This is a genomic window from Pseudonocardia sp. DxW (assembly GCF_058448985.1).
In genome coordinates, this window is record NZ_JBZFLK010000003.1 from 386,081 (window position 1) to 410,924 (window position 24,844).

Consider the following 24,844-nt stretch of genomic DNA (forward strand, 5'->3'; position numbering starts at 1 on the left):
GGTGGTTTCCACCATCGCTGACGGTTGACTTGGAGATATCCCCCACCACAGAGTAAGCTCGTGGGTGATTTCGCCAAGCTCGACGAGCTGGACCGCCGGATCGTCGCCGCCTTGCAGGCCAACGGCCGCGCGTCGTGGACCGCGGTCGCCGAGGCCATCGGCGCGCCCGAGACGACCGTGGCCCGGCGCGGCCAGCAGCTGCTGGAGTCCCGCACCGTCAAGGTGACCGGCCTGCTCGACGACCTGCGCTGCGGGCTCGGCATCTCGCTGCTGCTGCGGGTGCGCTGCCGGCCGGGCCGGGCGAACGCGGTCGCCGCCGCGCTCGCCGACCTGCCGGTCACCCGGTTCGCCACCGTGCTGTCCGGCAGCGCGGACGTCGCGGCCGAGATCGTCGTCCGCCGGCACGAGGACGTCGCGACCGTGCTGGTCGACGAGCTGCCCCGGCCGGACGACATCGCCGAGACCGAGTCGATGGTCGTCGTCCGGAAGTTCCTCGCCTTCGAGGAGTGGGACACCGGGCTGCTCGACGCGGCCGCGGTCGCCGCGCTGCGCCCGGCCGCCGCGATCCCCGAGCACACCCGCTGGCAGCAGACCGAGCAGCTCACCGAGCAGGAGTTCGCGATCGCCCGGCTGCTCGCCAGGGACGGCCGCGCCACCTACTCCCGGATCGCCGCGCACACCGGGATCGGCGAGTCCACCGCCGCCCGCCGGGTCGAGTCCCTGGTCGCCCGCGGCTGCCTGCGCTTCCGCACCATGTTCGAGCCGCCGGTGCTCGGCTTCGACGTGAACTTCCTGCAGTGGCTGGCCGTCGAGCCGGCCGAGCTGGAGGAGGTCGGCAGGCGGCTCGCGAAGGAGCCGTCCACCCGCTACGTCAGCGCGACGACCGGCCGGTTCAATCTCTGCCTGCACGGCTCGCTGCCCGGCTACGGCGACCTCTACGAGTACCTGACCCGGGTGGTCGGCGCGCTGCCCGGCGTGCACTCCGCGGACATGACGCTGCAGGCGCACACCCTGAAACGGGCCTGGCTGCGGCTCGGGCCGGACGGGAAGGTCCTGCCGTGAGGCGCCCGGCCCGGCTCGCCGGGGCGCTCGCGCTCGGCGCCACGCTGCTCGCCGGCTGCGCCGGCCCGGCCGCGGGACCCGCCGAGACCGGCACCGTCCGCACCGTCCTCAACAGCGACCCGTCCGGCTTCGATCCCGCCCAGGCGCAGGGCCAGCAGACCTTCCAGGTCGCCGGACTGCTCTACGACACCCTGCTCCGCCGCGACGACGGCGGGCAGCTGGTCGGCGGGCTCGCCACCGGCTGGAGCAGCGAGTCGGCCGCGTCGTACACCTTCGACATCCGGTCCGGCGCCGACTGCGCGGACGGCACCCCGATCACCGCGTCGGTGGTCGCCGGGTCGCTCGCCCGGCTGGCCGATCCGCAGCTGGGATCCACCTGGAAGAACCTGGTGTTCGGGCCGGGCGACGTGCAGGTCACCGCCGACGACGCCGCCGGACGGGTGCAGGTCACCCTCTCCGAGCCGTTCACCACGCTCCCGCAGGGCCTGGCGATCGCCCAGGCCGGGATCGTCTGCCCGGCCGGGATCGCCGATCCCGAGGGGCTCGACGCCGGCACCGTGCCCGGCGCCTACTCCGGGCCGTACGTGCTCGCGCAGGCCCAGCAGGGGCTCTCCTACGCCTTCGACCTGCGGCCCGGCTACGACGCCTGGCCGGAGTTCGCCGAACCGCTGCGCGGCACCCCGCCGCGCCGGATCGAGGCCGGCATCACCACCGACCAGTCCACGGTCGCCAACCAGATCCTGGCCGGCGACCTCGATCTCGGCCAGTTCGCCGATCCGGCCGCCGTCGCTCGGTTCGCCGCGCAGCCCGACCTGCACCAGTACCGGGTGACCTCGTCGACCGCGTACGTGGTGTTCAACCAGCGCCCCGGGCGGGTGTTCGCCGACCGGCCGGACCTGCGCCGCGGGGTCGCCGCGGCGATCGACCAGCGGGCGTTCAACCAGGTGTTCAGCAAGGGCACCGCGGAGCTGCTGACCTCGGTCACCCCGGCCAGCTTCGCCTGCACCAGCACCGACCGGTCGCTGCTGCAACCGCACGACCCGGCGGCCGCGGCCGCCGCGCTCACCGGTGCGGGCCCGATCACGATCATCGGAAACACGGCGAACCGACAGTTCAGCGGCGGCGCCGACTACCTGTTCCAGGCGGTCCGGGACGCCGGTGCGGAGGTACGGATGGACAAGGTCGACAACGCCACGTTCTGGTCCACGATCGCCGAGGGGGGCGCCGACTGGGACATGGTGTTCCTCGGCGACCTCAACGCGGTCGGCGCGATCAGCGCCTCGCTGGACCGGGTGATCGGCACCGGCGTCGAGGACGGCGGGCGCAACTACAGCGCCTCGGTCAATCCTGAGGGCGAGGCGGCGCTGGCCGCCGGCCTCGCCGCCGCCGACGACGCCGGTCGCTGCGCCGCGTTCCAGCGGGCCCAGGAGACCCTGTTCGAGCGCACCGACGTGGTGCCGCTGGCCGGCAACCCGAACACCTTCGTGACCGGCCCGGACGTCACCGTGTCGGTGTTCGACGACTACGTCGACCTGGCCACGCTGCGGGTGGGTGCGCCGTGACCGCCGCGACGCCCACCCGCCGCCGGGACGGCGCCTCCTGGGGCCCGTTCGCGCTGCGCAGGCTCGGCGGGCTCGCCGGGACCGTCGTGATCGCGGTCGTGCTGACCTTCGTGATCGTGCCGCTGATCCCCGGCGATCCGGCGGTCAGCGCGGCGGGCCCGGACGCCACCACCGAGCAGATCGAACGGATCCGGGCCCAGCTCGGGCTGGACCGCCCGCTGACCGAGCAGTTCCTCGCCTACCTCGGCGGGCTGCTGCGCGGCGATCTCGGGCACTCGTTCTCGCTGAACGCGCCGGTCGCCGAGGTGGTGCTGCGGCGGCTGCCCTTCACCGCGGCGCTGTCGGTGCTCGCGCTCATCGTGGTGCTCCTGGTCGCCGTCCCGCTCGGGATGGCCGTCGGGGCACTCACCCGCGGCGGACGGCGCCGCCGGCTGGACACCGCGTTCTCGCACGGCACCGCGTTCGTCGCCGCGATCCCGCCGTACGTGATGGCCACCCTGCTGGTGCTGGTCTTCGCGGTGTCACTGCAACTGCTGCCACCCGCCTACACCCGGTCGAACCCAGGTGCGTCGATCCTGCTGCCCGCACTCGCGCTGAGCCTGCCCTCGATCTGCCTGATCTCCCGGGTGGTGCGCCGGGAGACCGCGGTGGTGCTGGAACGGGACTTCGTCCGGACCGCACGCGGCTGGCGGCTGGGCACCGGCCGCACCGCACTCGGCTACGTGCTGCCGAACCTGCTCACCAGCACGCTGACGCTCAGCGGGATCGTGCTGGTCGGCATGCTCGGCGGCGCGATCAGCGTGGAGACCGTGTTCGGCTGGCCGGGGCTCGGCCTCGGCGTGGTCAACGCCGTCGCCACCAAGGACTACCCGCTCATCCAGGGCATCGTGCTGGTGCTCGCCGTGCTGTCCGCCCTGATGACGACCGCGGTCGACGTCGTGCTGGGCACCGTCGACCCGCGGGTGCGAGGAGACGACCATGGCTGACCCGACGACCACCCCGGCCGCACCTGCGGCGCCGGTCGCGCCGCGGCGGCTGCGCTGGACCCCCACCCTGGTCGCGGGCACCGCGATCCTCGGGGTGACGGTCGCGGTCGTCGCCGTCGCGTCGCTGACCCTGCGCCCGGCCGCCGAACGGCTCGGGTCCGACGTCGCCGCGCCGTCCTCGGCCGCGCACTGGCTCGGCACCGACGACTTCGGCCACGACCTGCTGGCCCGCGCGCTGATCGGGGCGGAGGCCAGCCTGCTCATGGCGCTGGTCGCCACCGCGGTGTCGACCACCGCGGGCGTGCTGATCGGCATCGGCGTGTGGACGCTGCCGCGGCGGGCCCGCGAGCTCGTCCGGCGCGGCATCGAGATCACCGTGTCCTATCCGGAGCTGCTCATCGCCATCGTCATCGCGGCGATCCTCGGCGCCGGGCGCTGGCAGCTGGTCACCGCAGTGGCGCTGGCGAACATCCCGGCCATCGCCCGGCTCGCCGCCAACCTCGCCGCCTCGGTGTACCAGCGCGACTACGTGACCACCGCCCGGATGGCCGGGGTCGGCCGGCGGGCGCTGATCACCCGGCACCTGCTGCCGAACACCGCCGAGCCGCTGCTCATCCAGCTGGCCGCGACCTTCTCCACCGCGCTGGTCGCGATGTCCGCGCTGTCGTTCGTGGGGCTCGGCGTGCAGACCCCCGACTACGACCTGGGCCGGCTGCTCGCCGACGGGCTGCCGGCGATCTACACCCGGCCGATCGAGGTCGTCGGGCCCACCCTGATGATCGTGCTGATCTCGGTCGGCGCGATGCTCGTCGGCGACGGGCTGGCCGCCGCCGCCGACCCGCGTGCCGCGGCCCCGCGCGGGGGTGCGCAGCGGGCGGTCGCCGGTCCCCCCGCGGCGGCCGGTGCCGGCACCCCGGCCGACCCCGCCCCGGCCGACCAGGCGGCGAGCACCCCGGCCACCCCGACCGACCCGGCCCCGGCCGATCCGGCCGATCCGCACGTGGTCTCGGTGCGGGACCTGCGGGTCCGGCGGCCGGACGGCACCGCGCTGGTCGACGGCGTGTCGTTCGGCATCGGCCGCGGCGAGGTGCTCGGGCTGGTCGGCGAGTCCGGCAGCGGGAAGTCGCTCATCGCGCTGTCGCTGGCCCGGCTGCTGCCCGACGGGCTCACCGCCGAGGCCGCGGAGCTGCGGATCGACCGGACCGACCTGCTCGGCGCCCCGTCCGCCCGCGAGCTGGTCGACGCCGCGGCCGTCGTCTACCAGGATCCGGGCACCACCTTCTCGCCCACCCGCCGGATGGCGGGTCAGCTGACCTCGGTGCTGCGGGTGCACCGCGGCCACGACCGCGACCGGGCCACCGCGGAGATGTCGGAGCTGCTGGAACGGGTGCACATCGTCGATCCGCAGCGGCTGCTGCGGGCCCGGCCCTACGAGCTGTCCGGCGGGATGCGGCAGCGCTCGATGATCGCCGCGGCGCTGTCCGCCCGGCCGGCGCTGCTGATCGCCGACGAACCGACCACCGCGCTGGACACCACCGTCGCCGCCGGGATCCTGCGCGAGATCGAACGGGTCCGCGACGAGACCGGCGCCGCCGTGCTGTTCATCTCGCACGATCTCGGCGTCGTCGAGGAGCTGTGCGACCGGGTGCTGGTGATGAAGGAGGGAAGGATCGTGGAGGAGCTCGACCGGGACACCCTGCGCGCCGGCGAGGCACGGCACCCCTACACCCGGATGCTGCTCGACGCGGTGCCCCGGCTCTCGGCCGGGCAGGTGCAGCGGTGAGCGGCCCGGACCTGCTCCGTGTCGAGGACCTGTCCGTCCGGTTCGGCCGCGGCGCCCGGGCGGTGCCGGTGCTGCACGGGATCGACCTGCGGGTGCGGACCGGACGCACGGTCGGCCTGGTCGGCGAGTCCGGCTCCGGCAAGTCGACGCTGGCCCGCACGATCCTCGGCGCGATCCGCCCGGCCGCGGGCCGGGTACTGCTCGACGGCCGGGACACCGCGGGCCTGGGCCGCCGGGAACGGCGGCGGATGCAGCTCGTCCCGCAGGACCCCTACTCCTCGCTGAACCCGCGGCGCACCGTCGCGCAGACCCTCGCCGAGGCCCTCGACCCGGCCCGCGCCCGGGTCCGCGCCCATCGCGCGGCGATCGTCGAGGCGCTGGCCGAGGTGGCCCTGCCGGCCGACGCCGCCGACCGCTACCCGCACCAGTTCTCCGGCGGCCAGCGGCAGCGGATCGCGATCGCGCGCGCCCTGGTCACCCGGCCCGACCTGGTGGTGGCCGACGAGATCACCTCCGCGCTGGACGTCTCGGTGCAGGCCGGGGTGCTCGACCTGCTGGACCGGCTGCGCGCCGAGCGCGGCCTCACCGTGCTGTTCATCTCGCACGACCTGGCCGTGATCGAGCAGGTGTGCGACGACGTCGCCGTGCTGCACCACGGCCGGCTGGTCGAGACCGGCCCGGTCGCCGAGGTGTTCGCCGACCCGGTCGCCGAGCACACCCGCGCACTGCTCACCGCCGTCCCCGGCCGCAGGCGGGCCGCCGCCGGGAGCGCCGGGTGAGCCCCACGGTGCCGCCCGCTGTGCCCACCGGCACCGATCTGCTCGTGCACACCGCCGTCGTCGGCGGGCTCGGGCTGGCCGCCACCGGGCTCGACCGCGGCGAGATCGGCCCGTCGCTGCTCTGCCGCACCGCACCGGCCGGACCGGACGGGCACGCCGTGGTCTGTGCGAACACCGCGTACGGCGGATCCGGGACGACACCCGAGGAACGGTCGGCCGCCGACCGCTCGTTCGCCGGATCGACCCTCGCCGTCTGCCCGGCCGCCGGCGACGGCGCGTTCGATCCGGCCCCGCTCGGGCTGGTCGATCTGGTCGGTGCCGCGCGCCGGCTCGCCGTCGCGGCCGGGACCGCGGTCGAGCCGGTTCCGGCGCTGTCCCGGGTGGTCGCGGTGCGCCGCTACGGCGAGGTGACCGCGATCGAGGCCGCGCTCACCTTCCGGGTGCCCCGCCCGGTCGAGCCGGACGCGCCGCAGCCCCGCTTCGGCCCGCCGCACCCGCCACTGGCACCCGCACCGGCGGACACCGTCACCGTGCACCAGCAGGTCACCCTGCGCCCGCCGCCGGAACCGAGCTACCGGCCGGTCGAGCTGGATCCCGGCTCCGGCGCGACCGCCCGGCTGACCGTGCACCGGTACGACCGGATCCACCTGCGGGACGCCCCGGTCACCCTCGCCGCCCGCTTCCGGCCCGGCCGGCCGATCGTGTTCACACTGGACCCGGCGATGCCGGACGCGGTGCGCGACGCCGTGCTCACCGGCGGGAACCGCTGGGCCGAGGCGTTCGCCGCGGCCGGCCTGCCGGAGATGTTCCGGGTCGAGCCGCTGCCGGCCGGGGCCGATCTCGACGATCCGCGCCGCAACGTCGTCTACTGGGTGCACCGGGCCGATCGCGGCTGGTCGATGGGCCTCACCCAGCTCGACCCGCGGACCGGGGAGGTGCTGCGCGCCGTCGTCCGGCTCGGGTCGCACCGGATCGAGCAGGTCCGCGCGCTCGCCGAGGCGGTGCTCGCGCCCTACACCGGCGGGCCGGACGGCCCGGCCGCCGTCGAGGCCGTCGTCGCCGCCCGGTTGCGGCAGCTCGCCGCACACGAGATCGGGCACGGCCTCGGCTTCGCGCACAACTTCGCCTCACACACCCACTCCGTGCCGTCGGTGATGGACTACCCGGCGCCGCGGTTCACCGTCGACGGCGACCGCCCCGTCGCCCACCTCCCCTACGCCGAGCAGCTGGGACCGTGGGACCACCACCAGGTGGCCCGGCTCTACGGCGGCAGCCAGGAGCCGCCGCCGGACACCGCGCCGACCTGGGTCACCGACGCCGACGCGCGGACCGACGACGCCGCCGACGCCTGCGGCGCCACCTGGGTCGTGCCCGGTGAACCGCTCGGCGCGCTCGCCGAGGTGCTCGCGGTCCGGTCCGCCGCGCTGCGCCGGTTCTCCCCGGCCGTGGTGCCGCCGGGCAGCGACCCGCAGGAGCTGGAACGCCGGTTCCTGCTGCTGCAGCTGCTGCACCGGCACCAGGCGACCGCCGTCGCGAAGCTGGTCGGCGGCACCCGCCGCCGCTACGCCGACACCACCACCGCCGGGTTCGACGGCGCCGTCACCCCGGTCGGCGACGACGAGCAGCTGGCCGCGCTCGCCGCGCTGGCCCCGCTGCTGGATCCCGGGCAGGTCCGGGTGCCCGCGCACGTCCGGCCGCTGCCCGGGCCGGCCGCCGGGCGGCCCGCCCGCGACGGCCGGTTCGCCCGGCGCACCGCGGACGCGTTCGACGCCACCGCCGCCGTCGTCGCGGCCGTCGACGTGGTCGCCGGACCGCTGCTCGCCCCGGCCCGGCTGAACCGGGTCGCCGAGGCCCCCGGCGACCGCGCGGTGCTCACCGAGCTGCTCGCCGTCACCGCCGGCCACGCGATCGGGCTGCTCGGCGCGGACACCGGCGACCCGTGCACCGAGACGGTCGGCTGGACCCTGCTCCGCCGGTTCGAGACCACCCTCGCCGATCCCGCGCTGTACCAGCACGCCCGGATCGCCGCCGTCGAGACGGTCGCCGCCGGGCCGTGGTGGCGCGGCACGACGCGGGCCGCGGTGCGGGCCCGCTGGGCGGCGATCGAACGGGCCGCCCACGAGCACCCGGCCGAGCTGCCGGCGCCGCCGCCCGGGGCGCCACTGTGAACCGGGTGAGCACGACCGACCCACCAGGAGAGAAGGAGCCGATGACCGCTTCCGCCGTCCCGACCCCGTCCGCCGGCCTGGCCGCGGCACTCACCGACGGCCTGCCCGGCCGGATCGACGACCTGGCCGCGCTGTACCGGGACCTGCACGAACACCCGGAGCTGTCGTTCGCCGAGGAACGGACCGCCGGGATCGTCGCCGACCGGCTCACCGCCGCGGGCTACGACGTGACGACCGGGGTCGGCGGCACCGGCGTCGTCGGGGTGCTGCGCAACGGCGACGGGACCTCGGTGCTGCTGCGCGCCGACATGGACGCCCTCCCGGTCGCCGAGGCGGCCGCCGTGCCGTACCGGAGCACCGCCACCGGCACCGGCCCGGACGGCGAGACCACGCCGGTCATGCACGCTTGCGGGCACGACACGCACGTCACCGCGCTGCTCGGCGCCGCCGAGCGGCTCGCCGCGCACCGGGACCGCTGGTCGGGCACCGTGCTCGCGGTGTTCCAGCCCGCCGAGGAGATCGGCGCCGGCGCCCGGGCGATGCTCGACGACGGGTTCGCCGAGCGGTTCCCGCGCTACGACGTCGCGCTCGGCCAGCACATCACCTCCGCTCCGCGCGGGCACCTCTACGCCCGGCCCGGGGTGTTCATGGCCGCGGCGGACAGCCTGCGGGTGACCGTGTTCGGCCGCGGCGGGCACGGCTCCGCACCGCAGACCACCGTCGACCCGATCGTGATCGCCGCGTCGATCGTGCTGCGCCTGCAGACGATCGTGTCCCGGGAGATCGCCGCGTCCGACGTGGCCGTGGTGACGGTCGGCGCGATCCGGGCCGGGTCGAAGGAGAACGTGATCCCGGACCGGGCCGAGCTGAAGCTCAACGTCCGCACCTTCGATCCGGACGTCCGGGAGACCGTGCTGGCCGCGATCCACCGGATCGTCGACGCCGAGGCGGCCGCCGCGGGCGCCCCGCGCACCCCGGAGATCGCGCCGATCAACGACTTCCCGCTGCTGGTCAACGACGAGACCGCCACCACCGCGCTGGTCGGCGCGTTCACCGAGCACTTCGGGGCCGACCAGGTGCACCCGACGCCGGCCAAGCCGGGCAGCGAGGACTTCGGCTGCTTCGGGACGGCGGCCGGGGTGCCGTCGGTGTTCTGGAACTTCGGCGGGTTCGATCCGGACCTCTACCCGGACGGGCCGGAGCGCCCGCAGCCCGCCGTCGCGGCCGGGCTGGCGCCGGGCGGGCACTCGCCGCAGTTCGTGCCGACGGGGGTGGAGCCGACCCTGGAGCGGGCCGCCGCCGCGCTGCTGGTGGCCACGTCGACCTGGCTGTCCCCGCGCTGAACGCGGGCCGGTCCGGCCGGCCGCTACCGGCCGGCCAGGCGGTCCGCCGCGGGCTCGGAGAGGTCCACCCGGTACCCGGCGCGGGCGGAGAACTGCGCGGTGACCGAGAACCGGTCACCGCGCACGAGGGTGTGCCGCCACTCGACGGGCCGGCCGCCGGCCAGGCCGAGCCGCTCGATGGACAGCGCGGCGACGCCGTCGTCGATCCCCAGCAGCTCCTGCTCGCCGCGGCCGGGGATCACCGCCCGGATGTTCTCGCTGCCGCCGTCCACCCGGATCCCGCAGCGCCGCCGGTACTCGGGATAGAGACCGGTGTGCGAGAAGTCGACGTCCAGCAGCGGCGCGGCCAGGTCCTCGGGCAGCCACACCCGGTCGACGGCGAGCGGCTCGGCGTCGGCCAGGCGCAGCCGCTCCAGGTGCACCAGCGGGGTGGACTCCTCCAGCCCCATCCGGGCGGCGACGACGCCGTCGGCCCGCAGCTCGAACGTCCGGACCACGCTGCGCTGCGTCCGGCCGGCCGCCTCGACGGCGACATAGAGCGAGTACGGCTCGTCGAGCGGCTGCTCGATCGCGGCCGGACCGGCCGGGCGGGCGACCCGGCCGCGGCTGGCGACGACGGCGCCGTCCTCCCGCATCCGGCGCAGCGCCTCGCGGACGGTGTAGCGGCTCACCGCGTACTCGGCGGCGAGCGCGAACTCGCCGGGCAGCGCCGCCGCGAACTCGCCGTCCTCCAGCCGCCTGCGGAGATCGGCCAGCAGCTGCTGCCACAGCGGCGTCCCGTCGCCGCGGACCAGCACTCGCCCAGCCATGTCCGCACTCCCGTTCCGGGTCGATGATCGGTCAACCGTAGGCGACCGACCCGGACGGGGCCCTACGGTGGGGGCATGTCGTTCAGCGGGCAGCTGCGGGAGTCGAGCACGACGGTGTGGGACGCGGCGGTCGGGCACCGCTTCGTCGACGAGCTGTGGACCGGGAAGGTGGACCGCGCCGTCCTGCGGCACTACCTGGAGCAGGACCTCCAGTTCGTCGACGCGTTCGTCGCGCTGCTCGGCGCGGCGGTGGCGAACGCCGACCGGCCGGTCCCCCGGGTCCGGCTGGCCCGCCAGCTCGGGCTGGTCGCCGGCCCGGAGAACGACTACTTCGAACGATCGCTGGGCGAGCTCGACGGCAGCAGCACGCCGGTGCGGGCCGCGCCCACCGTCGGGTTCCTGGAGCTGATGGACTCCGCGCGCACCGACGGGTACCCGGAGACGCTCGCCGTGCTGGTGGTCGCCGAGTGGCTGTACCTGGACTGGGCGTCGCGGCCCGGCACCGCGCTCCCGGACGACGCGATCTGCCGGGAGTGGATCGAGCTGCACCGCGGCGTCGAGTTCGAGGAGTGGGTGGCGTTCCTGCGCGCCGAGCTGGACCGGGTCGCCGACGGTCTCGACCCGCAGCGGCGGGACCGGGTGGCCGCGCTGTTCGTCCGCGCGGTCGACCTGGAGCTGGCCTTCTTCGACGCCGCCTACGAGGTCTGACCCGCATGACCGGCCGGGCCGTCGTCGTCGGTGCCGGGATCGCCGGGCTGAGCTGTGCGGTCCGGCTGCGCGAGCGGGGCTGGTCGGTCCGGGTGCTGTCCGACGTCGCGGTGCACGAGTCCACCTCGCACCTGGCGGCCGCGGTGTGGTTCCCGACCCGCTCCGGGCCGCGGGACAAGGTGCTCGACTGGGGCCGCCGCACGTTCGGCACGCTGGCCGCGCAGGCCGCCGACGGCGTGCCCGGCGTGGTGATGCGCGAGTCGCTGACCCTCTACCGGCACGAGCCGGAGCCGCAGTGGTGGGCGACCGCGGTCGGGCCGGTCCGCCCCGCGCGCCCGGACGAGCTGCCGCCCGGCTACCGGCACGGCCTGCGCTTCGCGGTGCCGCTGGTCGAGATGCCGGTGTACCTGCCGTGGCTGGCCGGCGAGGCCCGGCGCCGGGGCGTCACGCTGGAACGACGCCGGGTGGCGTCGCTGACCGAGGCCGGTGCGGACGCCGACCTGGTCGTGCACTGCGCCGGGCTCGGCGCGCGCACCCTGGCCGGCGACACCTCGGTGATCCCGGTCCGCGGGCAGATCGTCCGGGTCCCGAATCCCGGGCTGGTCCTGTCGGTGCGCGACGAGGCGCACCCGGCCGGCCGCGCCTACGTGCACCCCCGCGAGCACGACTGCATCCTCGGCGGCACCCTCGACGAGGGCGCCTGGGACGCCACCCCCGATCCGGCGGTCGGCGCGGCCATCGTCGAACGCTGCGCGGACATCGCCCCCGCGCTGCGCGGGACCCGGGTGCTGGAGCACGTGGCCGGGCTGCGCCCGGCCCGCCCGGAGGTCCGGCTGGAGGCCGAGCCGGCGACCGCCGACCGGCCGCGGGTCGTCCACGACTACGGCCACGGCGGGTCCGGCATCACGCTGTCCTGGGGCTGCGCGGACGACGTCGCGGCGCTGGCCGGGCCGGCTGTCCACAGCTGATCCACATGTGGAGAACCTGCGCACTACGGTGCCCGGCATGAGTGAGAACCGGGCCGCCGTGTGCACCGTCGTGACCACCACCACCGACAGCGAGGCGGCCGCACGCGACCTGGCGGCGGGCGCGGTGGCGGCCCGGCTCGGTGCCTGCGCGCAGGTCGCCGGCCCGGTCACCAGCGTGTTCCGCTGGGACGGTGCGGTGCAGACCGAGGCGGAGTGGCGGGTGGAGGTCAAGACCGCCGCCGACCGGGTCGACGCCCTCACCGACCACCTGCGGGAACGGCACTCCTACGACGTCCCCGAGATCATCGCCGCGCCGGTCACCGGCGGCAGCGCCGACTACCTGTCGTGGGTGGTCGCGCAGACCCGCTGACCAGGGGCCAGGTCGGGTCGCGCACCGGGCCGGGCGGGGGTACGTTCCGGAAACCGCCCACCCGGGCGACCCGCACGGAGGACGACGTGGCCGATGGCGTTCCCGGAACCGGCGTCGGCCGGATCAGCTTCCGCTCCAGCGAGCCCGCCGACGTGGAGCAGTTCGCCGCCGAGCACTACGCGGCCACCTCGGTGCGCCCCGCCGAGAGCGGGCGCGCGTTCGAGATGGGCCACGACACCCTGGTCGTCCCCGGCCTGGAGCTGAGCCAGCTGTGGGTCACCCTGGGGATCGACGCCCAGGTGGACCCGGTGGAGAACCGGTACGTGGTGGACACCGTCTGCGACGGCCGGATGGGGTGGGACACCGAGGCGTACGGCTCGATCCGGCTCGGCGCCGGGGACGTCGCGGTGATGCCGGTGCAGGGCCGGTTCCGGGACGTCGTCGAGGACATCGATCTCGACGTCGCCGCGCTGGACGCGCGCCGGGTCGCCGAGTTCGCCGAGCAGGTGCACGGGATCCCGGCCGAGCGGTTCGTGCTGACCGGGCTGCGGCCGGTGTCCGAGTCGGCGGCCCGGTGGTGGGAGGCCACCCTCGTGCACGTCCGCGACCGGGTGCTGGGCAACCCGATGCTGCTCGACAACCCGGTCGTCCTGGACGCCGCGTTCCACCGGCTCGCGGTCACCTTCCTGGCGACCTTCCCGAACACCGTGCTCGACGGCGCGGCCGAGCGGGCCAGGCGGCCGGTGCCCCGGCTGGACCGGGGCGTCGTCTCCCGGGTGGCCGACTACCTGTGCGCGCACGCGGACGTACCGATCGGCCCGGCGGATCTCGCCGCACTGACCGGGATGCCGGCCCGCACCGCGCTGGCGAGCCTGCACCGGGCCGGCGTCGATCCGGCGCTGCTGCTCTGGCACACCAGGCTGCACGGCGCCCACCGGGACCTGCTCGACGGCGACCGGCCCGATCCCGCCCGGATCGCCGCCCGCTGGGGCTTCACCCACCTCGGACGGTTCCGGATCGCCTTCGCCCGCGAGTTCGGCGAGACCCCGGAGCAGACGGCCCGCTCGTGACCCGGTTTGATGGATTGAGATTTCCATCAAACAAGGAGGTTGACAGCGAATGCCTGCACGCCTGCGCAGCACCGAACCGCTCTACCGGATCAAGGCCGACCTGTTCAAGTGCCTGGCCCACCCGGCCCGGATCCAGGTGCTCGAGGAGCTCGCCGCGGCCGGCCCGGACGGCGTCGGGGTCACCCGGCTGCTGGAGATCACCGGCTGCGAGGCGTCCCAGCTCTCCCAGCACCTCGCCGTGCTGCGCCGGGCCGGCGTGGTCACCTCGGCCCGGACCGGCAACGCGGTCGACTACCGGCTGGCCGAACCGCTGGTCGCCGAGCTGCTGGTCGTCGCGCGGGCGTTCCTGCTGTCCAGCCTGACCCGCGACGAGGCCCGGCTGGAGGCCGCCCGGGCGCTGCCCCCGCTGCCGGGCGCGACCCCGGAGACCCTGCTCGACGCGACCGCCGAGCACGGCCGGTGAGCGGCCTGCGCGGACTGCTGCCCGCCCGTGCCGACTACGACCTGCGCCCGCGCACGCTGCGCGCCGACCTGGCCGCCGGGCTGACCGTCGGCGTCGTCGCGCTGCCGCTCGCGCTGGCGTTCGGCGCGAGCGCCGGGGTCGGGCCGGCGGCCGGTCTGGTCACCGCGGTCGTCGCCGGGATCGTCGCGGCCGTGTTCGGCGGCTCGAACGTGCAGGTCTCCGGGCCCACCGGCGCGATGGCGGTGGTGCTCGCCCCGATCGTCGCGGCGCACGGCCCGGGGGCGGTGGCCGTGGTCGCCGTGCTCGCCGGGGTGCTCGTGCTCGTCGCCGGCCTGGCCCGGCTGGGCCGGGTGGTGACCGTCCTGCCGTGGCCGGTGGTGGAGGGCTTCACCCTCGGCATCGCCTGCATCATCGCGCTGCAGCAGGTGCCCGCCCTGCTCGCGGTCCGGATCGAACCCGGCGGCAACACGCTGGTCACCGCGGTCGACGCGGCCGGACGGGCGTTGACCGCCGCCGACCTCACCCCCACCCTGTGGACGCTCGGCACGGTCGCGCTGGTCGCCGCCGCGATGGTGCTGCTGCCGCGGTTGCACGCGGCGATCCCGGCGTCCCTGGTCGCGGTCGCCGTCGTGACCCTGATCGCCGAGCTCACCGGCGCCCCGGTCGCCCGGATCGGGGCGCTGCCGGACTCGCTGCCGCTGCCGTCGATCCCGGCGATCGATCCCGGTGTGCTGCGCGAGCTCGCCGGGGCGGCCCTCGCGGTGGCCGCGCTGGCCGCGATCGAGTCGCTGCTCTCGGCCCGGGTCGCCACCTCGATGACGCGCACCGCGCACCATCCGGACCGCGAGCTGGTCGGCCAGGGGCTCGCCTCGGTCGCGAGCGGGCTGTTCGGCGGGATGCCGGCCACCGGGGCGATCGCGCGCACCGCGGTGAACGTGCGATCCGGCGCGCGGACCAGGCTGGCCGCCGTCGTGCACGCCGTGGTGATCCTGGCGGTGCTCTACCTGGCGACCGGGCCGGCGTCGGCGATCCCGCTCGCCGCGCTCGCCGGGGTGCTGCTGGTGACCAGCGTCCGGATGATCCCGGCGGCGACGGTCCGGGCGGTGCTCGGGGCCGGGCGCGGCGCGGCGCTGACGTTCACGGTGACGGCGGTGGTCACGGTCGCGCTCGACCTGGTGCAGGCGATCCAGGTCGGCATCCTGGTGGCCGCGTTCCTGGCGCTGCGGCACGTGGCGCGGTCCACCGACGTGCACCGCGAGCCGCTGCCCGGACCGGCCGAGCCGGGCGACGAGCGGATCGCGCTGTTCCGACTGGAGGGCGCGCTGTTCTTCGGTGCTGCCGAGCGGGTGTTCGGCACCGTCACCGAACGCGCCGCCGAGGACGGCGTGCTGGTGGTGATCCTGCGGCTGTCCCGGATCGGGATGCTGGACGCCACCGGTGCCCGGGCGCTCGGCGAGCTGATCGGCGATCTGGAGGCGTCCGGGCTGACCGTGCTGGTCAAGGGCGTGCAGGGGGATCACCGGACGATGCTGCGGCGGGTCGGTGCGATCGACGCGCTGCGCCATCCGGCGCACCTGATCGACGATCTGGGCGACGCCGTCGCGCACGCCCGGTCGCACGTGCGGCGCTCGGCCGGGGCGGAGGTGGCCGAGCCGGGGGCGGCCGGCTGAGGCGGATCGTCAATCGGGCCGACGAGGGCGGACGGTGCCGCGGGCGACGATCACCGGTGGCCGCCGGTCGGCGGCCGTGCCGCACCAGAGAGGGCTCCCGATGCTCGGCGACCTGCTCGGCCCGTTCGCGAACTTCCTCAAGCGCTGGGACTACCGGCCCACGACCAGCTGGTTCAGCGACTTCGTCACCGTCAACTGGAACTCCCGGGACGCCGACCTGGAACGACGGGTGCTCGGCGACGTCGGCAGCTACGGCCTGCAGCTGTCCCGGGTGCTCGACGCCGTCGAGCTGCTGCTGGAGGGCACCGACCTCGCGACCCTGACGCCCGGGCGCAGCGCACGGTCGTCCGGCTGCGGGACCTGGCCGACCAGGCCCGCGCCTCGGTCGACCGGCACCGCGGACCGGATTCTAGTTGCCTTATAGGAAAGTAGTCTGGTAGCACTGTCCTGTGCCCACCCGACCCACACCCGAGGACGCCGCGGCGGCCGTGGCCGAGGTCAACGCGGCCCGTCGCGCCGTCGACACCGCGCACCGGCGGAACGTGCCGATCATGCTGGCCGCCACGTCCGTCCTGACCTTCCTCGACTTCGCCGCCAAGGACGAGATCACCGGCCCGCGCCGGCGGATGGTCGCCTCGGCCGTGATCCAGGCGGCACTGCTGGGGGTCTCCGCGCTGGAGATGCGCGGGAGCCAGGTCAACCCGTACGCACCGGGCGATGGCCCGCAGCCCGCCCTCGCGGGGAAGATCGCCGGCGTCGGCCTGGGCTGGTACGCCGCCGAGCGGGTCGCCGTGCACCTGATCCGGCGGAGCCGGCTGACCCGGCCCAACACGGTCGCCGGGCTGGTGCTCGCGGTGTCCCGGCCGGCCGGGTACCTGGCCGTCACCAGGATGCTGCCGCGGGCGGGCCGGGATGCCTGAACCGGGCCCGGACACCCGGCTCGTCCCGCTGCTGCTGGACCCGACCCGGCTGCGGATCGCGGCCACCCTGGTCGCCGCTGGCGAGGTCGAGTTCGGGTTCGTGCGGGACCGGGTCGGCCTGTCCGACTCGGCGCTGTCCAAGCAGCTCAAGGCGCTCGCCACGGCCGGGCTGGTCGAGTCGTGGCGGGAGCCGACCGGGTCCGCGCGCAAGTCCTGGGTCCGGCTGACCGGGGACGGCCGGGAGCAGGTGAGCGCGCACATCCTGGCGCTGCGCGAGATCGCCGCCGGCGGGGAGCGGTCGTGACCGGCACCGTGATCCGCCGGGCCGTCGAGGCCGACGTCGCGGCCGTCGCGGCACTGCTCGCCGACGACGGCATCGGCGCCGGCCGCGAGTCCGCCGACGATCTCGCGCCCTACCTGGCCGCGTTCGCGGCGGTCGACGCCGACCCGTCGGAGCTGCTGGTCGTCGCCGAACGGGACGGCGCGGTCGTCGGGACGCTCCAGCTGTCGCTGCTGCCCGGACTGTCCCGCCGGGGTGCGCTGCGGGCGCAGATCGAGGGGGTCCGGGTCGCCGGGACGGCCCGGGGCGCCGGGCTCGGCGAGACGCTGCTGCGCTGGGCGGTGGACGAGGCCCGGCGCCGCGGGTGCGCTCTGGTGCAGCTGACCTCGGACGCCCGCCGGACCGAGGCGCACCGGTTCTACCAGCGGCTGGGGTTCGAGGCGAGCCACCTGGGGTACAAACTGTCGCTCTGACCTGGGACTACGGTTGTGCTCGAACATCAGTTCGACTACAGTGGACGCATGCCCACCGGCCGGCTCGGTACCGTGCGCCGCCTCCTCACCGAGGCGGTCGCCGCGCTGGAGTCCGCCGCCGATCCAGCCGCCGATGCCGGCGACCTGCTGTCGGTGCTGATCCTCTGCGAGGAGACGACCCGCCGCCTCGACCGGGCCGCCGTCGCCACCATCGCGACCCTGGACCGGCGGGGCACCTTCGCCGAGCGCGGCTACCGGTCCCCCGAGCCCGCCCTCGCCGACCTGCTGAACTGGGACCACGCACAGGCGCGCCGCCGCACGGTCGCCGCCGGGCACGTCCATCCCCGCACCGCGGCCGACGGCACGGTGCTCCCGGCCGCGCTGCCCGCCACCGCCGAGCGCTTCGCCGACGGGCGGATCGGGCTCGGGCACGTGCACGTGATCGCCACCGTGCTGGGCAGCCACGCCGCCCGCCGGATCGATCCCGAGCGGCTCGCCGCGGCCGAGGCCCGGATCGCCGAGCACGCCACCGTCCACAACCCGGCGGAGCTGCGCACCTGGGCGACCCGGCTGGTCGAGGCACTCGACGACGACGGCCCCGAGCCCGACGACGCACCACCCCCGCAGCTCAACACCCTCGCGGTCGTGCCGCACCGGGGCGGCGCCGGGGGCCGGATCACCGGCCGGTACGACGACGCAGCCCTGTTCGACGCGATCGCCACCGCCGTCGACGCGCTGGCCGCCCCGCGCGACGCGCTCGACGAGCGCCGCCCGGAGGAGCGCCGGGCCGAGGCCCTCGCGGAGATCTGCGGGCACGCGCTCGATCGCGGCGCCGTGCCCGACACCGGCGGCCGCCGGCCCGTCGTCAGCGTGCTGATCGGGCTCGACGACCTGCAGCGCCGGGCCCGCGCCGCGGTGCTCGACTTCGGCGGGACCACCACCCCGGAGAGCCTGCGGATGCTGGCCTGCGACGCGGGCATCGTCCCGATCGTGATGAACGGCCGGGGGCAGCCGCTCGACGTGGGCCGCACCCGGCGCAGCGTCCCGGACGGGCTGCGCCGCGCCGTCACCGCCCGCGACCGCGGCTGCGCCCATCCCGGCTGCGACCGGCCGCCGTCCTGGTGCGAGGTCCACCACATCGTGCCGTGGGAGACCGGCGGCGCCACCGCGCTGGACAACTGCGTGATGCTCTGCAAGGTCCACCACCGCCTGGTGCACCACTCGGAATGGATCATCCGGATCCGGCACGGGCTGCCCGAGTTCATCCCGCCCCGGTGGATCGACCCGCGGCAGCGGCCACGCGGCAGCCCCCGGGCCCTGCTCACGCACCTGCACGACGTCGGCTTCCACCAGGTGCCGCGCCCGCTCGGGATCGACGCCCGCGGCCGAGCGATGCACGGTGGCAGGTGGTCATCCCCGACGTCGGGGCCGACCTCGTGGTCCACCACGATCTCGCCGCATGGAACCTGGTCGCGGACCCGGCCGCCGGATGGGGGCTGATCGACTGGGACACCGCCGCACCCGGTACCCGGCTGTGGGATCTCGCCTACGCCGTCCACAGTCTCGTCCCGCTGTCCGCCGCGCCCGAGTGGACCAGGCCCGACACCGACCGTCGGTTACGAGTACTGGTGGACGCGTACGGCCTCGCCGAGAGCGACCGCCATGCGCTCGTGCAGCTGCTCCCCCGGCGGGCACGGGCGATGGCCGACCTGCTCGCGGACGGTGCCGCGACCGGCCGAGAACCGTGGGCATCGCTGTGGGCCACCGAGCACGGTGACGTCTGGGCCCGGAACACCATGTACATCGAGCGACGCTCGCACCGCTGGCTCGCCGCCCTCACGGACTGACAACCGGCCCGGCTGCCGCCGCCCGGGTCCGGCCCGCGGTATCGAACGGGGCACGCTCCGAGCGGACCGGCCCGGGATGCCCGGCCGGAGCGCCGCGTCTCGATACCGTCCGCGTCCACAGACGACGGACGGGTGGGACATGGACGGTACGCACGGCCGGGCACACGCCACGGCCGCCATCGGGGACGGCTGAGCGGCATGTGGGTCTTCTACATCGTCGCCACCTGCTTCGGCCTGGCGTTCGTGATCGGGGTCCTCCGGGACCGGCGCCGGTTCCGCAACGCCGTGCTGCTCGGCCTCACCGCGGTCTGCGTGGGGCTCGGGCTGATCGGGGAGGCGTACCGGCTGGGCCCGGTCGCGTTCGACCTCTTCCAGTTCATCCTGCTCGGCACCCCGGCGCTGGTCGTGCTGGTCCTCGCGATCTTCCTGATCCTCAACGGCCTGGTGATGGTCCGGCGGGAGGGGCGCAGACTCGGGAACCTGCTCTCGCTGCTGGCCGGGCTGGCCTGCCTCCCCGTCCCGTTCCTGCCGCTGATCGGGGCGTACCTGGAGGAGAACACGCTGGGTGTGGCCGCCGCCCTCGCCGCGCTGCTCGTCGTCACCTACCTCGGGTTCCTGTTCTGCTGCTACCTCGGCTACAGCTGGCTGTACGGCCGGATCCGGCCGCGGCCCGGCTTCGACTTCGTCGTGGTGCTCGGCTCGCGGCTGATCGGCGGCCGGGTACCGCCGCTGCTCGCGAGCCGGCTGGACCGAGCCGCCGCGCTGTGGCGGGCCGAGACCGAGCGGGGCGGCGCACCGCTGATCGTCACCTCCGGCGGGCAGGGGCCGGACGAACCGGTGCCCGAGGCGCACGCGATGGCCGACCACCTGCTGTCGGCCGGTGTCCCGGCGGACTCGGTGGTGCGCGAGGACCGCTCGATGACGACGCTGGAGAACCTCGGGAACAGCCACGCGATCATGACGGAGCGGCGGCCCGGCTACCGGTGCATCGTCGTCACCAACAACTTCCACACCTTCCGCGCCGCGCTGATGACCCGCAAGGCGGGCGTCGACGGCCAGGTGGTCGGCTCGCGGACGGCCGCCTACTACTGGCCCAGCGCCACCATCCGCGAGTTCGTCGCGATCCTGGTCGAGCACCGGATCGTGAACCTGGTCGTCCTGGTCGCCCTCGTCTGGCTCGGCACGATGGTCGCGTTCCGCTGAGCCGTTGCGCCCCGGCTCGCCGGCTCACCGGCGCAGTGCGACCACCGCGACGACCAGCCCGCACAGCGCCAGCATGTAGGCGGCGAACGCCCAGGCCACCGGCTCCCAGGTGGTCACGGTGAGCAAGGTGAGGATCGCGCCCAGACCGACCAAGACGTAGAACAGCAGGTTCTCCGAGCCGGGATCCCGCCACGCCTTGCGGACCGTCGGCGCGGCGGCCGCGGCGTCGGCCCCGACGGCGACGAACACGGCGAGCGGTGCCGCGTCGAACACCAGCCAGACCGCCAGCGCGACGACGGCGACGGTCCCGCAGGCGACGTCGAACGCCCCGATCGCCACCCGCTCGTGCCGGGTGCCCAGCCCGGCGACGACGACCAGCAGCGGCCCGGCCCCGGCCGCCAGGGTCAGCACGGCGGGCAATCCGACGCCCGCGTCGGCCTGGGCGGCGAACGCGATCAGCGGGGCGGCCGCCCACAGCGTCCAGGTGACGAGGTTCGGCCGGGCCGAACCGGTGAGCGTGGCGATCGCGTACCGGACGCAGCCGACCATCCCGAGGGCCGCGCTCACGAACACCCAGTTCGGATCGAGCACCCGCGTCCCCCCACCGGCCGGCCGGGCCGTCCACGCGCGCGGACGCTACTCCGGCAGCACCGGGAAACCCGCAGACACGGCGGCCCCGATCCGTACCGTCGCCGGCGTGCTCAGCGCTGCGACGACGGTCGCATTCCTGCTCGGGAGCCTCGTCTTCGTCGTCATGCCGGGCCCGAGCGTGCTGTTCATCGTTGGCCGGACGGTCGCGCTCGGGCGTCGTGCCGCCCTGGTGACGGCGGCCGGGAACCTCGCCGGTGTCCTCGTGATCGTCGCGCTGGTGTCCCTCGGGATCGGTGCGGTCGTCGAACGCTCCGCCGTCGTACTCACCGTGCTGAAGTTCGCCGGGGCGGCGTACCTGATCATGCTCGGTGTGCAGGCGTGGCGGCACCGCGGCAGCGTGCCGGACCCGCCCGGTCCCGGTGCCGGCCGTCCCGATCGACGGCGCACGTTCCGGGACGGGCTGGTCGTCGGGGTCACGAACCCGAAGGCGATCGTCTTCTTCGCGGCGGTTCTGCCCCAGTTCGTCGATCCCGCCCGGGGCGGGACGGCCGGTCAGATGCTCGTCCTCGGCCTGCTGTTCTGCGCACTGGGGTCCATCGTGGACGTCGGGTGGGCACTCGGCGCGGGGGCCGCCCGCGACTGGTTCGCCCGGTCCCCGGGCCGGCTCCGGGCCACCGGCGGTGCGGGCGGCCTGATGCTCGTCGGGCTGGGGATCGGCGTCGCGGCGACCGGCCGGCCCGGCTGACGGTCCGGCCGGAATCGGGTCGACACGGGTACGACGCAACACCGCCGCGGCGGTGACCACGCCGGTCAGGCCCGGGGCGCCTTCGACACGATGCGCACCGCGCTCGCCGAGGCCGGCGCCGCCGTCGAGGACGTGATCAGCACCCGAGTGCTGGTCGCCTCGTCCCGGCAGGCGGATCTCGTCGCGGCCTGAGAGGCGGTCCGGGACCGGTTCGGCGAGCACGACCCGCCGAGCACCCTGTTCGGTGTCACCGTGCTCGACTACGACGACCGGCTGGTCGAGATCGAGGCCGTGGCCGCGGTGCGCGACCCGGCCTGATCACGCGGGCACTGCCTACCTCCGGACCCAGTAGCGGAGCATCGTCACCGGCCCCGCGCTGCTGCTCCCGAGCCGCTCCGGCTCGACCGGACCGAGGCCCGGCGCCGAGAACCGGGCGCCGTCACCGAGCAGCGCCGGCAGCACCTACACCAGGATCTCGTCGACCAGCCCGCACCGCAGGCACTGCGCGGCGAGGTCGGCACCGAGGATCTCCACATCCGCCTGCCCACGCGTAGGTGCGCCGGGCCACCGGGGAGCGATGAGCTCGCGCGCTCCCGGGAGTCCACCCTGTGTGCCCCAGCTTCTCAGAGTGCAGAACTTCACCGTCTCGGCCGACGGCTTCGGCGCCGGCGAGGGACAGAGCCTGGAACGACCGTTCGGCCATGCCGACCCGGGCGAACTGCTCGCCTGGGCGTTCGCCACGGCGAGCTGGCCCGGCCGTACGGACCTGGCCGGGAGCCGCGGCATCGACGATCACCTGACCCGCGACTTCACCCACAACATCGGCGCCGAGATCATGGGGCGCAACAAGTTCGGTCCCCAGCGCGGCCCCTGGTCAGATCTCGACTGGCGCGGCTGGTGGGGCGACGAACCGCCGTTCCGCACCCCGGTGTTCGTGCTGACCCACCACGATCGTCCGTCGTTCGCCCTCGGCGACACGACGTTCCACTTCGTGGGTGGGGAACCGGCCGCGGTACTCGAACGGGCACGGCAGGCCGCGGGCGGCAAGGACGTCCGGCTCGGCGGCGGCGCCTCCGTCGTCCGTCAGTTCCTCGACGCGGACCTCGTCGACACGCTGCACGTCGCGGTCTCGCCGATGACGCTCGGATCCGGGACCCGGCTCTGGGAGTCCCCCGACGAGCTGCGTGACCGCTTCCACCTCGACGTCGTGCCCAGCCCGAGTGGGGTCGTCCACCACCTGTTCTGGCGGCGCTGACGAGAACCTGCGGCCCGGAACATCGGCCGGGTGCGCGCTGGATCCTCGCCGGCCGAGATGCCGGGATGCGGATCCGGGCCCGCTCGGGTCGTGGCACCATCGCCGCGAAGCTGGAGCGGCTGTCGCGATGCCGGTGGTCGCAGTGATGGGGGTGCGAAGGTGACCGGGGGTACACAGGGGCTGGCCCGTCGCCTGGGCGTCGTCGACGCGGTGATCATCGGGCTCGGGGCGATGCTCGGCGCCGGGGTGTTCGCCGCGTTCGGTCCGGCTGCGGCCGCTGCCGGGTCGGGGCTGCTGGTGGGGCTGGCCCTGGCCGCGCTGATCGCCTACGCGAACGCGACGTCCACCGCACGGCTCGCGGCGGTCCATCCGGAGTCGGGCGGGGCGTACCTCTACGGTCGTCGCCGTCTCGGCGACGGCTGGGGGTTCCTGGCCGGGTGGGGTTTCGTGGTCGGCAAGACGGCGTCGTGCGCGGCGATGGCACTGACCCTGGGCGCACACGTCTGGCCCGACCATCCACAGCCGGTGGCAGCTGTGGCCGTGGTGCTGTTCACGGCGGTGAACCATGTCGGTGTGGTCAGGACGGCGCTGGTGACCCGGTTCCTCGTCGCGGCGACGTTGGCGGCCCTCACGACGGTGGTCGTCGGTGCGTTCACCGCCCCGGTCCGGGAGGGGGCACCGTGGGTCGGGGACGTGTTCCCGCACGGCGCCTACGGCGTTCTACAGGCCGCCGGGCTGCTGTTCTTCGCGTTCGCCGGATATGCCCGGATCGCCACCCTGGGTGAAGAGGTCCGGGATCCGGCGCGCACCATCCGCCGCGCGATTCCACTGGCGCTGGGCGCGGTGATCGCGATCTATGCGGTCGTCGCGGTGGCGGCCTTGTCGGCGGTGGGGCCCGCAGCGCTGGCCGGGACGGTGACACCCCTGGCGACGGCGGTCGCGGGTGGGCCGGCCTGGCTCGGTGTGGTAGTGCGGATCGGCGGCGCAGTCGCGGCGGCAGGCGTCCTGCTGTCACTGCTCGCGGGGGTGGGCCGCACCGCTCTGGCGATGGCCCGCGACCGTGAGCTGCCGGCCCGGCTCGCCGCCGTGCACCCGGTCCATCGCGTCCCGCATCACGCCGGGCTGGTCGTCGGTGCGGTTGTCCTGGTGCTGGTCGCCACGATGGACCTGCGTGACGCGATCGGCTTCTCGAGCTTCTGCGTGTTGACCTACTACGCCGTCGCGAACATCGCCGCCCTGACGCTGCGCCGTGACGAATCGCGCCCGGGGGGCCGACGGGCGGTCGGACCGGCGGTCGTCGGTCTGGTGGGCTGTGTCGTGCTGGCGTCGACGCTGCCGGTCACGAGCGTCGCGATCGGGCTCGGGGTGCTGGTCGCGGGGATCCTCGGGCGTGCGGCGGTTCACCGGCGGCGTCGCCCTGCGGGCGCGTAGCAGGTCCGGGCAGCAGGCCGACGCGGACGCGGATCGCGCCCGGGCCGGGCCGTCGCGGAACCGGGCGCCGTGCGCCGTGGCAACCTGGTATCGCAGGTCTTGCGCAGGATCCTGGTGCCGCGCCGCTGCGGCACCGCTGACCTGCAACAACGCCATTGGTCCGCCACACCCGTCCGTAGAGGTTCCGTGGCTACCGCTCCGTACCGTCACGGCCGTTCGACCAGGTGGGTTCGACGCCCGCCGCCCTCAGCGCGGCGATGACCTCGTCACGATCCTCCCGAACCTGACGCCGGTCGGCCGCGGCGCGCCGGAATCGGGTCAGCTCGGTCACCGCCCACCCGGTCATGTCCTCACGGAC

Annotated in this window: 27 protein-coding genes; 23 read left to right on the forward strand and 4 right to left on the reverse strand. The window is 75.2% G+C overall.

Annotation, left to right across the window (positions count from 1 at the left end; all coding sequences use genetic code 11):
* Positions 1-60: 60 nt before the first annotated feature.
* The 7 genes from ACVJO7_RS07030 to ACVJO7_RS07060 are packed head-to-tail and all read left to right on the forward strand — an operon-like array spanning position 61 to position 9,683.
* Entirely contained in the window at positions 61-1,062 is a 1,002-nt protein-coding gene (locus ACVJO7_RS07030; RefSeq protein WP_491672176.1) for an Lrp/AsnC family transcriptional regulator, read from the forward strand.
* Complete coding sequence (locus ACVJO7_RS07035; protein ID WP_491672177.1) at positions 1,059-2,624, forward strand: ABC transporter substrate-binding protein; 1,566 nt, start codon at positions 1,059-1,061, stop codon at positions 2,622-2,624. Before ACVJO7_RS07030 ends, ACVJO7_RS07035 begins: the two co-directional genes overlap by 4 nt.
* Positions 2,621-3,610, forward strand: coding sequence for an ABC transporter permease (locus ACVJO7_RS07040; protein WP_491672178.1), 990 nt, complete (start codon positions 2,621-2,623; stop codon positions 3,608-3,610). Before ACVJO7_RS07035 ends, ACVJO7_RS07040 begins: the two co-directional genes overlap by 4 nt.
* Positions 3,603-5,393 carry a dipeptide/oligopeptide/nickel ABC transporter permease/ATP-binding protein gene (locus tag ACVJO7_RS07045; RefSeq protein ID WP_491672179.1) on the forward strand — a complete coding sequence of 597 codons (1,791 nt, stop codon included), beginning with the start codon at positions 3,603-3,605 and terminating at the stop codon, positions 5,391-5,393. The genes ACVJO7_RS07040 and ACVJO7_RS07045 overlap by 8 nt, the downstream gene beginning before the upstream one ends.
* Positions 5,390-6,172, forward strand: coding sequence for an ABC transporter ATP-binding protein (locus tag ACVJO7_RS07050; RefSeq protein ID WP_491672180.1), 783 nt, complete (start codon positions 5,390-5,392; stop codon positions 6,170-6,172). Before ACVJO7_RS07045 ends, ACVJO7_RS07050 begins: the two co-directional genes overlap by 4 nt.
* On the forward strand, positions 6,169-8,340 hold the full coding sequence (locus ACVJO7_RS07055; RefSeq protein WP_491672181.1) for a zinc-dependent metalloprotease: 2,172 nt from the start codon (positions 6,169-6,171) through the stop codon (positions 8,338-8,340). Before ACVJO7_RS07050 ends, ACVJO7_RS07055 begins: the two co-directional genes overlap by 4 nt.
* Before the next feature lie 41 nt (positions 8,341-8,381).
* Positions 8,382-9,683 carry an amidohydrolase gene (locus ACVJO7_RS07060; RefSeq protein ID WP_491672219.1) on the forward strand — a complete coding sequence of 434 codons (1,302 nt, stop codon included), beginning with the start codon at positions 8,382-8,384 and terminating at the stop codon, positions 9,681-9,683.
* 23 nt (positions 9,684-9,706) lie between these two features.
* Here ACVJO7_RS07060 and ACVJO7_RS07065 read toward each other — a convergent pair whose 3' ends face one another.
* The gene (locus tag ACVJO7_RS07065) at positions 9,707-10,492 is read right to left on the reverse strand and encodes a GntR family transcriptional regulator (protein WP_491672182.1); all 786 of its coding nucleotides are present in this window, start codon (positions 10,490-10,492) and stop codon (positions 9,707-9,709) included.
* 75 nt (positions 10,493-10,567) lie between these two features.
* On the opposite strand from ACVJO7_RS07065, the gene ACVJO7_RS07070 reads away from it, so the two are divergent.
* The 13 genes from ACVJO7_RS07070 (at position 10,568) to ACVJO7_RS07130 (ending at position 20,464) form a co-directional block, all read left to right on the forward strand.
* Positions 10,568-11,200: a TenA family protein gene (locus ACVJO7_RS07070; RefSeq protein WP_491672183.1), complete on the forward strand. Its 633-nt coding sequence runs from the start codon at positions 10,568-10,570 to the stop codon at positions 11,198-11,200.
* Between the two features lie 5 nt (positions 11,201-11,205).
* Positions 11,206-12,168 (forward strand): FAD-dependent oxidoreductase, encoded by a 963-nt coding sequence (locus ACVJO7_RS07075; RefSeq protein ID WP_491672184.1) that lies wholly within the window; start codon positions 11,206-11,208, stop codon positions 12,166-12,168.
* Positions 12,169-12,205: 37 nt separating this feature from the next.
* Positions 12,206-12,538: a divalent-cation tolerance protein CutA gene (cutA, locus tag ACVJO7_RS07080; RefSeq protein WP_491672185.1), complete on the forward strand. Its 333-nt coding sequence runs from the start codon at positions 12,206-12,208 to the stop codon at positions 12,536-12,538.
* 86 nt (positions 12,539-12,624) lie between these two features.
* Positions 12,625-13,608 (forward strand): helix-turn-helix domain-containing protein, encoded by a 984-nt coding sequence (locus tag ACVJO7_RS07085; RefSeq protein WP_491672186.1) that lies wholly within the window; start codon positions 12,625-12,627, stop codon positions 13,606-13,608.
* A gap of 49 nt (positions 13,609-13,657) precedes the next feature.
* A complete protein-coding gene (locus tag ACVJO7_RS07090; protein WP_344026945.1) occupies positions 13,658-14,071 on the forward strand; it encodes an ArsR/SmtB family transcription factor in 414 nt (137 codons plus the stop codon).
* Positions 14,068-15,741 carry a SulP family inorganic anion transporter gene (locus ACVJO7_RS07095; RefSeq protein ID WP_491672187.1) on the forward strand — a complete coding sequence of 558 codons (1,674 nt, stop codon included), beginning with the start codon at positions 14,068-14,070 and terminating at the stop codon, positions 15,739-15,741. The genes ACVJO7_RS07090 and ACVJO7_RS07095 overlap by 4 nt, the downstream gene beginning before the upstream one ends.
* 34 nt (positions 15,742-15,775) lie before the next feature.
* Positions 15,776-16,165 (forward strand): hypothetical protein, encoded by a 390-nt coding sequence (locus tag ACVJO7_RS07100; protein WP_491672188.1) that lies wholly within the window; start codon positions 15,776-15,778, stop codon positions 16,163-16,165.
* A gap of 25 nt (positions 16,166-16,190) precedes the next feature.
* A complete protein-coding gene (locus tag ACVJO7_RS07105; RefSeq protein ID WP_491672189.1) occupies positions 16,191-16,661 on the forward strand; it encodes a hypothetical protein in 471 nt (156 codons plus the stop codon).
* Positions 16,654-16,965, forward strand: coding sequence for a transcriptional regulator (locus ACVJO7_RS07110; RefSeq protein ID WP_344026937.1), 312 nt, complete (start codon positions 16,654-16,656; stop codon positions 16,963-16,965). The genes ACVJO7_RS07105 and ACVJO7_RS07110 overlap by 8 nt, the downstream gene beginning before the upstream one ends.
* Positions 16,962-17,414: a GNAT family N-acetyltransferase gene (locus ACVJO7_RS07115; protein WP_344026935.1), complete on the forward strand. Its 453-nt coding sequence runs from the start codon at positions 16,962-16,964 to the stop codon at positions 17,412-17,414. Before ACVJO7_RS07110 ends, ACVJO7_RS07115 begins: the two co-directional genes overlap by 4 nt.
* A 48-nt stretch (positions 17,415-17,462) precedes the next feature.
* Entirely contained in the window at positions 17,463-18,914 is a 1,452-nt protein-coding gene (locus ACVJO7_RS07120) for an HNH endonuclease signature motif containing protein (protein ID WP_491672190.1), read from the forward strand.
* Positions 18,821-19,261 (forward strand): phosphotransferase, encoded by a 441-nt coding sequence (locus ACVJO7_RS07125; protein ID WP_491672191.1) that lies wholly within the window; start codon positions 18,821-18,823, stop codon positions 19,259-19,261. Before ACVJO7_RS07120 ends, ACVJO7_RS07125 begins: the two co-directional genes overlap by 94 nt.
* Before the next feature lie 198 nt (positions 19,262-19,459).
* Positions 19,460-20,464, forward strand: coding sequence for a YdcF family protein (locus tag ACVJO7_RS07130; protein WP_491672192.1), 1,005 nt, complete (start codon positions 19,460-19,462; stop codon positions 20,462-20,464).
* Positions 20,465-20,488: 24 nt separating this feature from the next.
* On the opposite strand, the gene ACVJO7_RS07135 is transcribed toward ACVJO7_RS07130, so the two are convergent.
* Complete coding sequence (locus ACVJO7_RS07135) at positions 20,489-21,055, reverse strand: hypothetical protein (RefSeq protein WP_491672193.1); 567 nt, start codon at positions 21,053-21,055, stop codon at positions 20,489-20,491.
* Positions 21,056-21,161: 106 nt separating this feature from the next.
* On the opposite strand from ACVJO7_RS07135, the gene ACVJO7_RS07140 reads away from it, so the two are divergent.
* Positions 21,162-21,800, forward strand: coding sequence for a LysE family translocator (locus ACVJO7_RS07140; protein ID WP_491672194.1), 639 nt, complete (start codon positions 21,162-21,164; stop codon positions 21,798-21,800).
* Between the two features lie 333 nt (positions 21,801-22,133).
* On the opposite strand, the gene ACVJO7_RS07145 is transcribed toward ACVJO7_RS07140, so the two are convergent.
* Positions 22,134-22,262, reverse strand: coding sequence for a hypothetical protein (locus tag ACVJO7_RS07145; RefSeq protein WP_491672195.1), 129 nt, complete (start codon positions 22,260-22,262; stop codon positions 22,134-22,136).
* A 148-nt stretch (positions 22,263-22,410) separates the two neighbouring features.
* Between ACVJO7_RS07145 and ACVJO7_RS07150 the strand changes: the two genes are divergently transcribed.
* Both ACVJO7_RS07150 and ACVJO7_RS07155 read left to right on the forward strand, forming a co-directional pair.
* A complete protein-coding gene (locus tag ACVJO7_RS07150) occupies positions 22,411-23,055 on the forward strand; it encodes a dihydrofolate reductase family protein (RefSeq protein WP_491672196.1) in 645 nt (214 codons plus the stop codon).
* 159 nt (positions 23,056-23,214) lie between these two features.
* The gene (locus tag ACVJO7_RS07155) at positions 23,215-24,486 is read left to right on the forward strand and encodes an APC family permease (protein WP_491672197.1); all 1,272 of its coding nucleotides are present in this window, start codon (positions 23,215-23,217) and stop codon (positions 24,484-24,486) included.
* 190 nt (positions 24,487-24,676) lie between these two features.
* Here ACVJO7_RS07155 and ACVJO7_RS07160 read toward each other — a convergent pair whose 3' ends face one another.
* Entirely contained in the window at positions 24,677-24,817 is a 141-nt protein-coding gene (locus tag ACVJO7_RS07160; protein ID WP_491672198.1) for a hypothetical protein, read from the reverse strand.
* Positions 24,818-24,844: the final 27 nt, after the last annotated feature.

Excerpts from the sequence above, each read along its gene's own strand:
- ACVJO7_RS07045 (WP_491672179.1), top strand. The coding sequence starts at position 3,603 with ATGGCTGACCCGACGACCACCCCGGCCGCACCTGCGGCGCCGGTCGCG.
- ACVJO7_RS07060 (WP_491672219.1), top strand. The coding sequence starts at position 8,382 with ATGACCGCTTCCGCCGTCCCGACCCCGTCCGCCGGCCTGGCCGCGGCA.
- ACVJO7_RS07065 (WP_491672182.1), bottom strand. The coding sequence starts at position 10,492 with ATGGCTGGGCGAGTGCTGGTCCGCGGCGACGGGACGCCGCTGTGGCAG.
- ACVJO7_RS07070 (WP_491672183.1), top strand. The coding sequence starts at position 10,568 with ATGTCGTTCAGCGGGCAGCTGCGGGAGTCGAGCACGACGGTGTGGGAC.
- ACVJO7_RS07075 (WP_491672184.1), top strand. The coding sequence starts at position 11,206 with ATGACCGGCCGGGCCGTCGTCGTCGGTGCCGGGATCGCCGGGCTGAGC.
- cutA (WP_491672185.1), top strand. The coding sequence starts at position 12,206 with ATGAGTGAGAACCGGGCCGCCGTGTGCACCGTCGTGACCACCACCACC.
- ACVJO7_RS07090 (WP_344026945.1), top strand. The coding sequence starts at position 13,658 with ATGCCTGCACGCCTGCGCAGCACCGAACCGCTCTACCGGATCAAGGCC.
- ACVJO7_RS07110 (WP_344026937.1), top strand. The coding sequence starts at position 16,654 with ATGCCTGAACCGGGCCCGGACACCCGGCTCGTCCCGCTGCTGCTGGAC.
- ACVJO7_RS07120 (WP_491672190.1), top strand. The coding sequence starts at position 17,463 with ATGCCCACCGGCCGGCTCGGTACCGTGCGCCGCCTCCTCACCGAGGCG.
- ACVJO7_RS07130 (WP_491672192.1), top strand. The coding sequence starts at position 19,460 with ATGTGGGTCTTCTACATCGTCGCCACCTGCTTCGGCCTGGCGTTCGTG.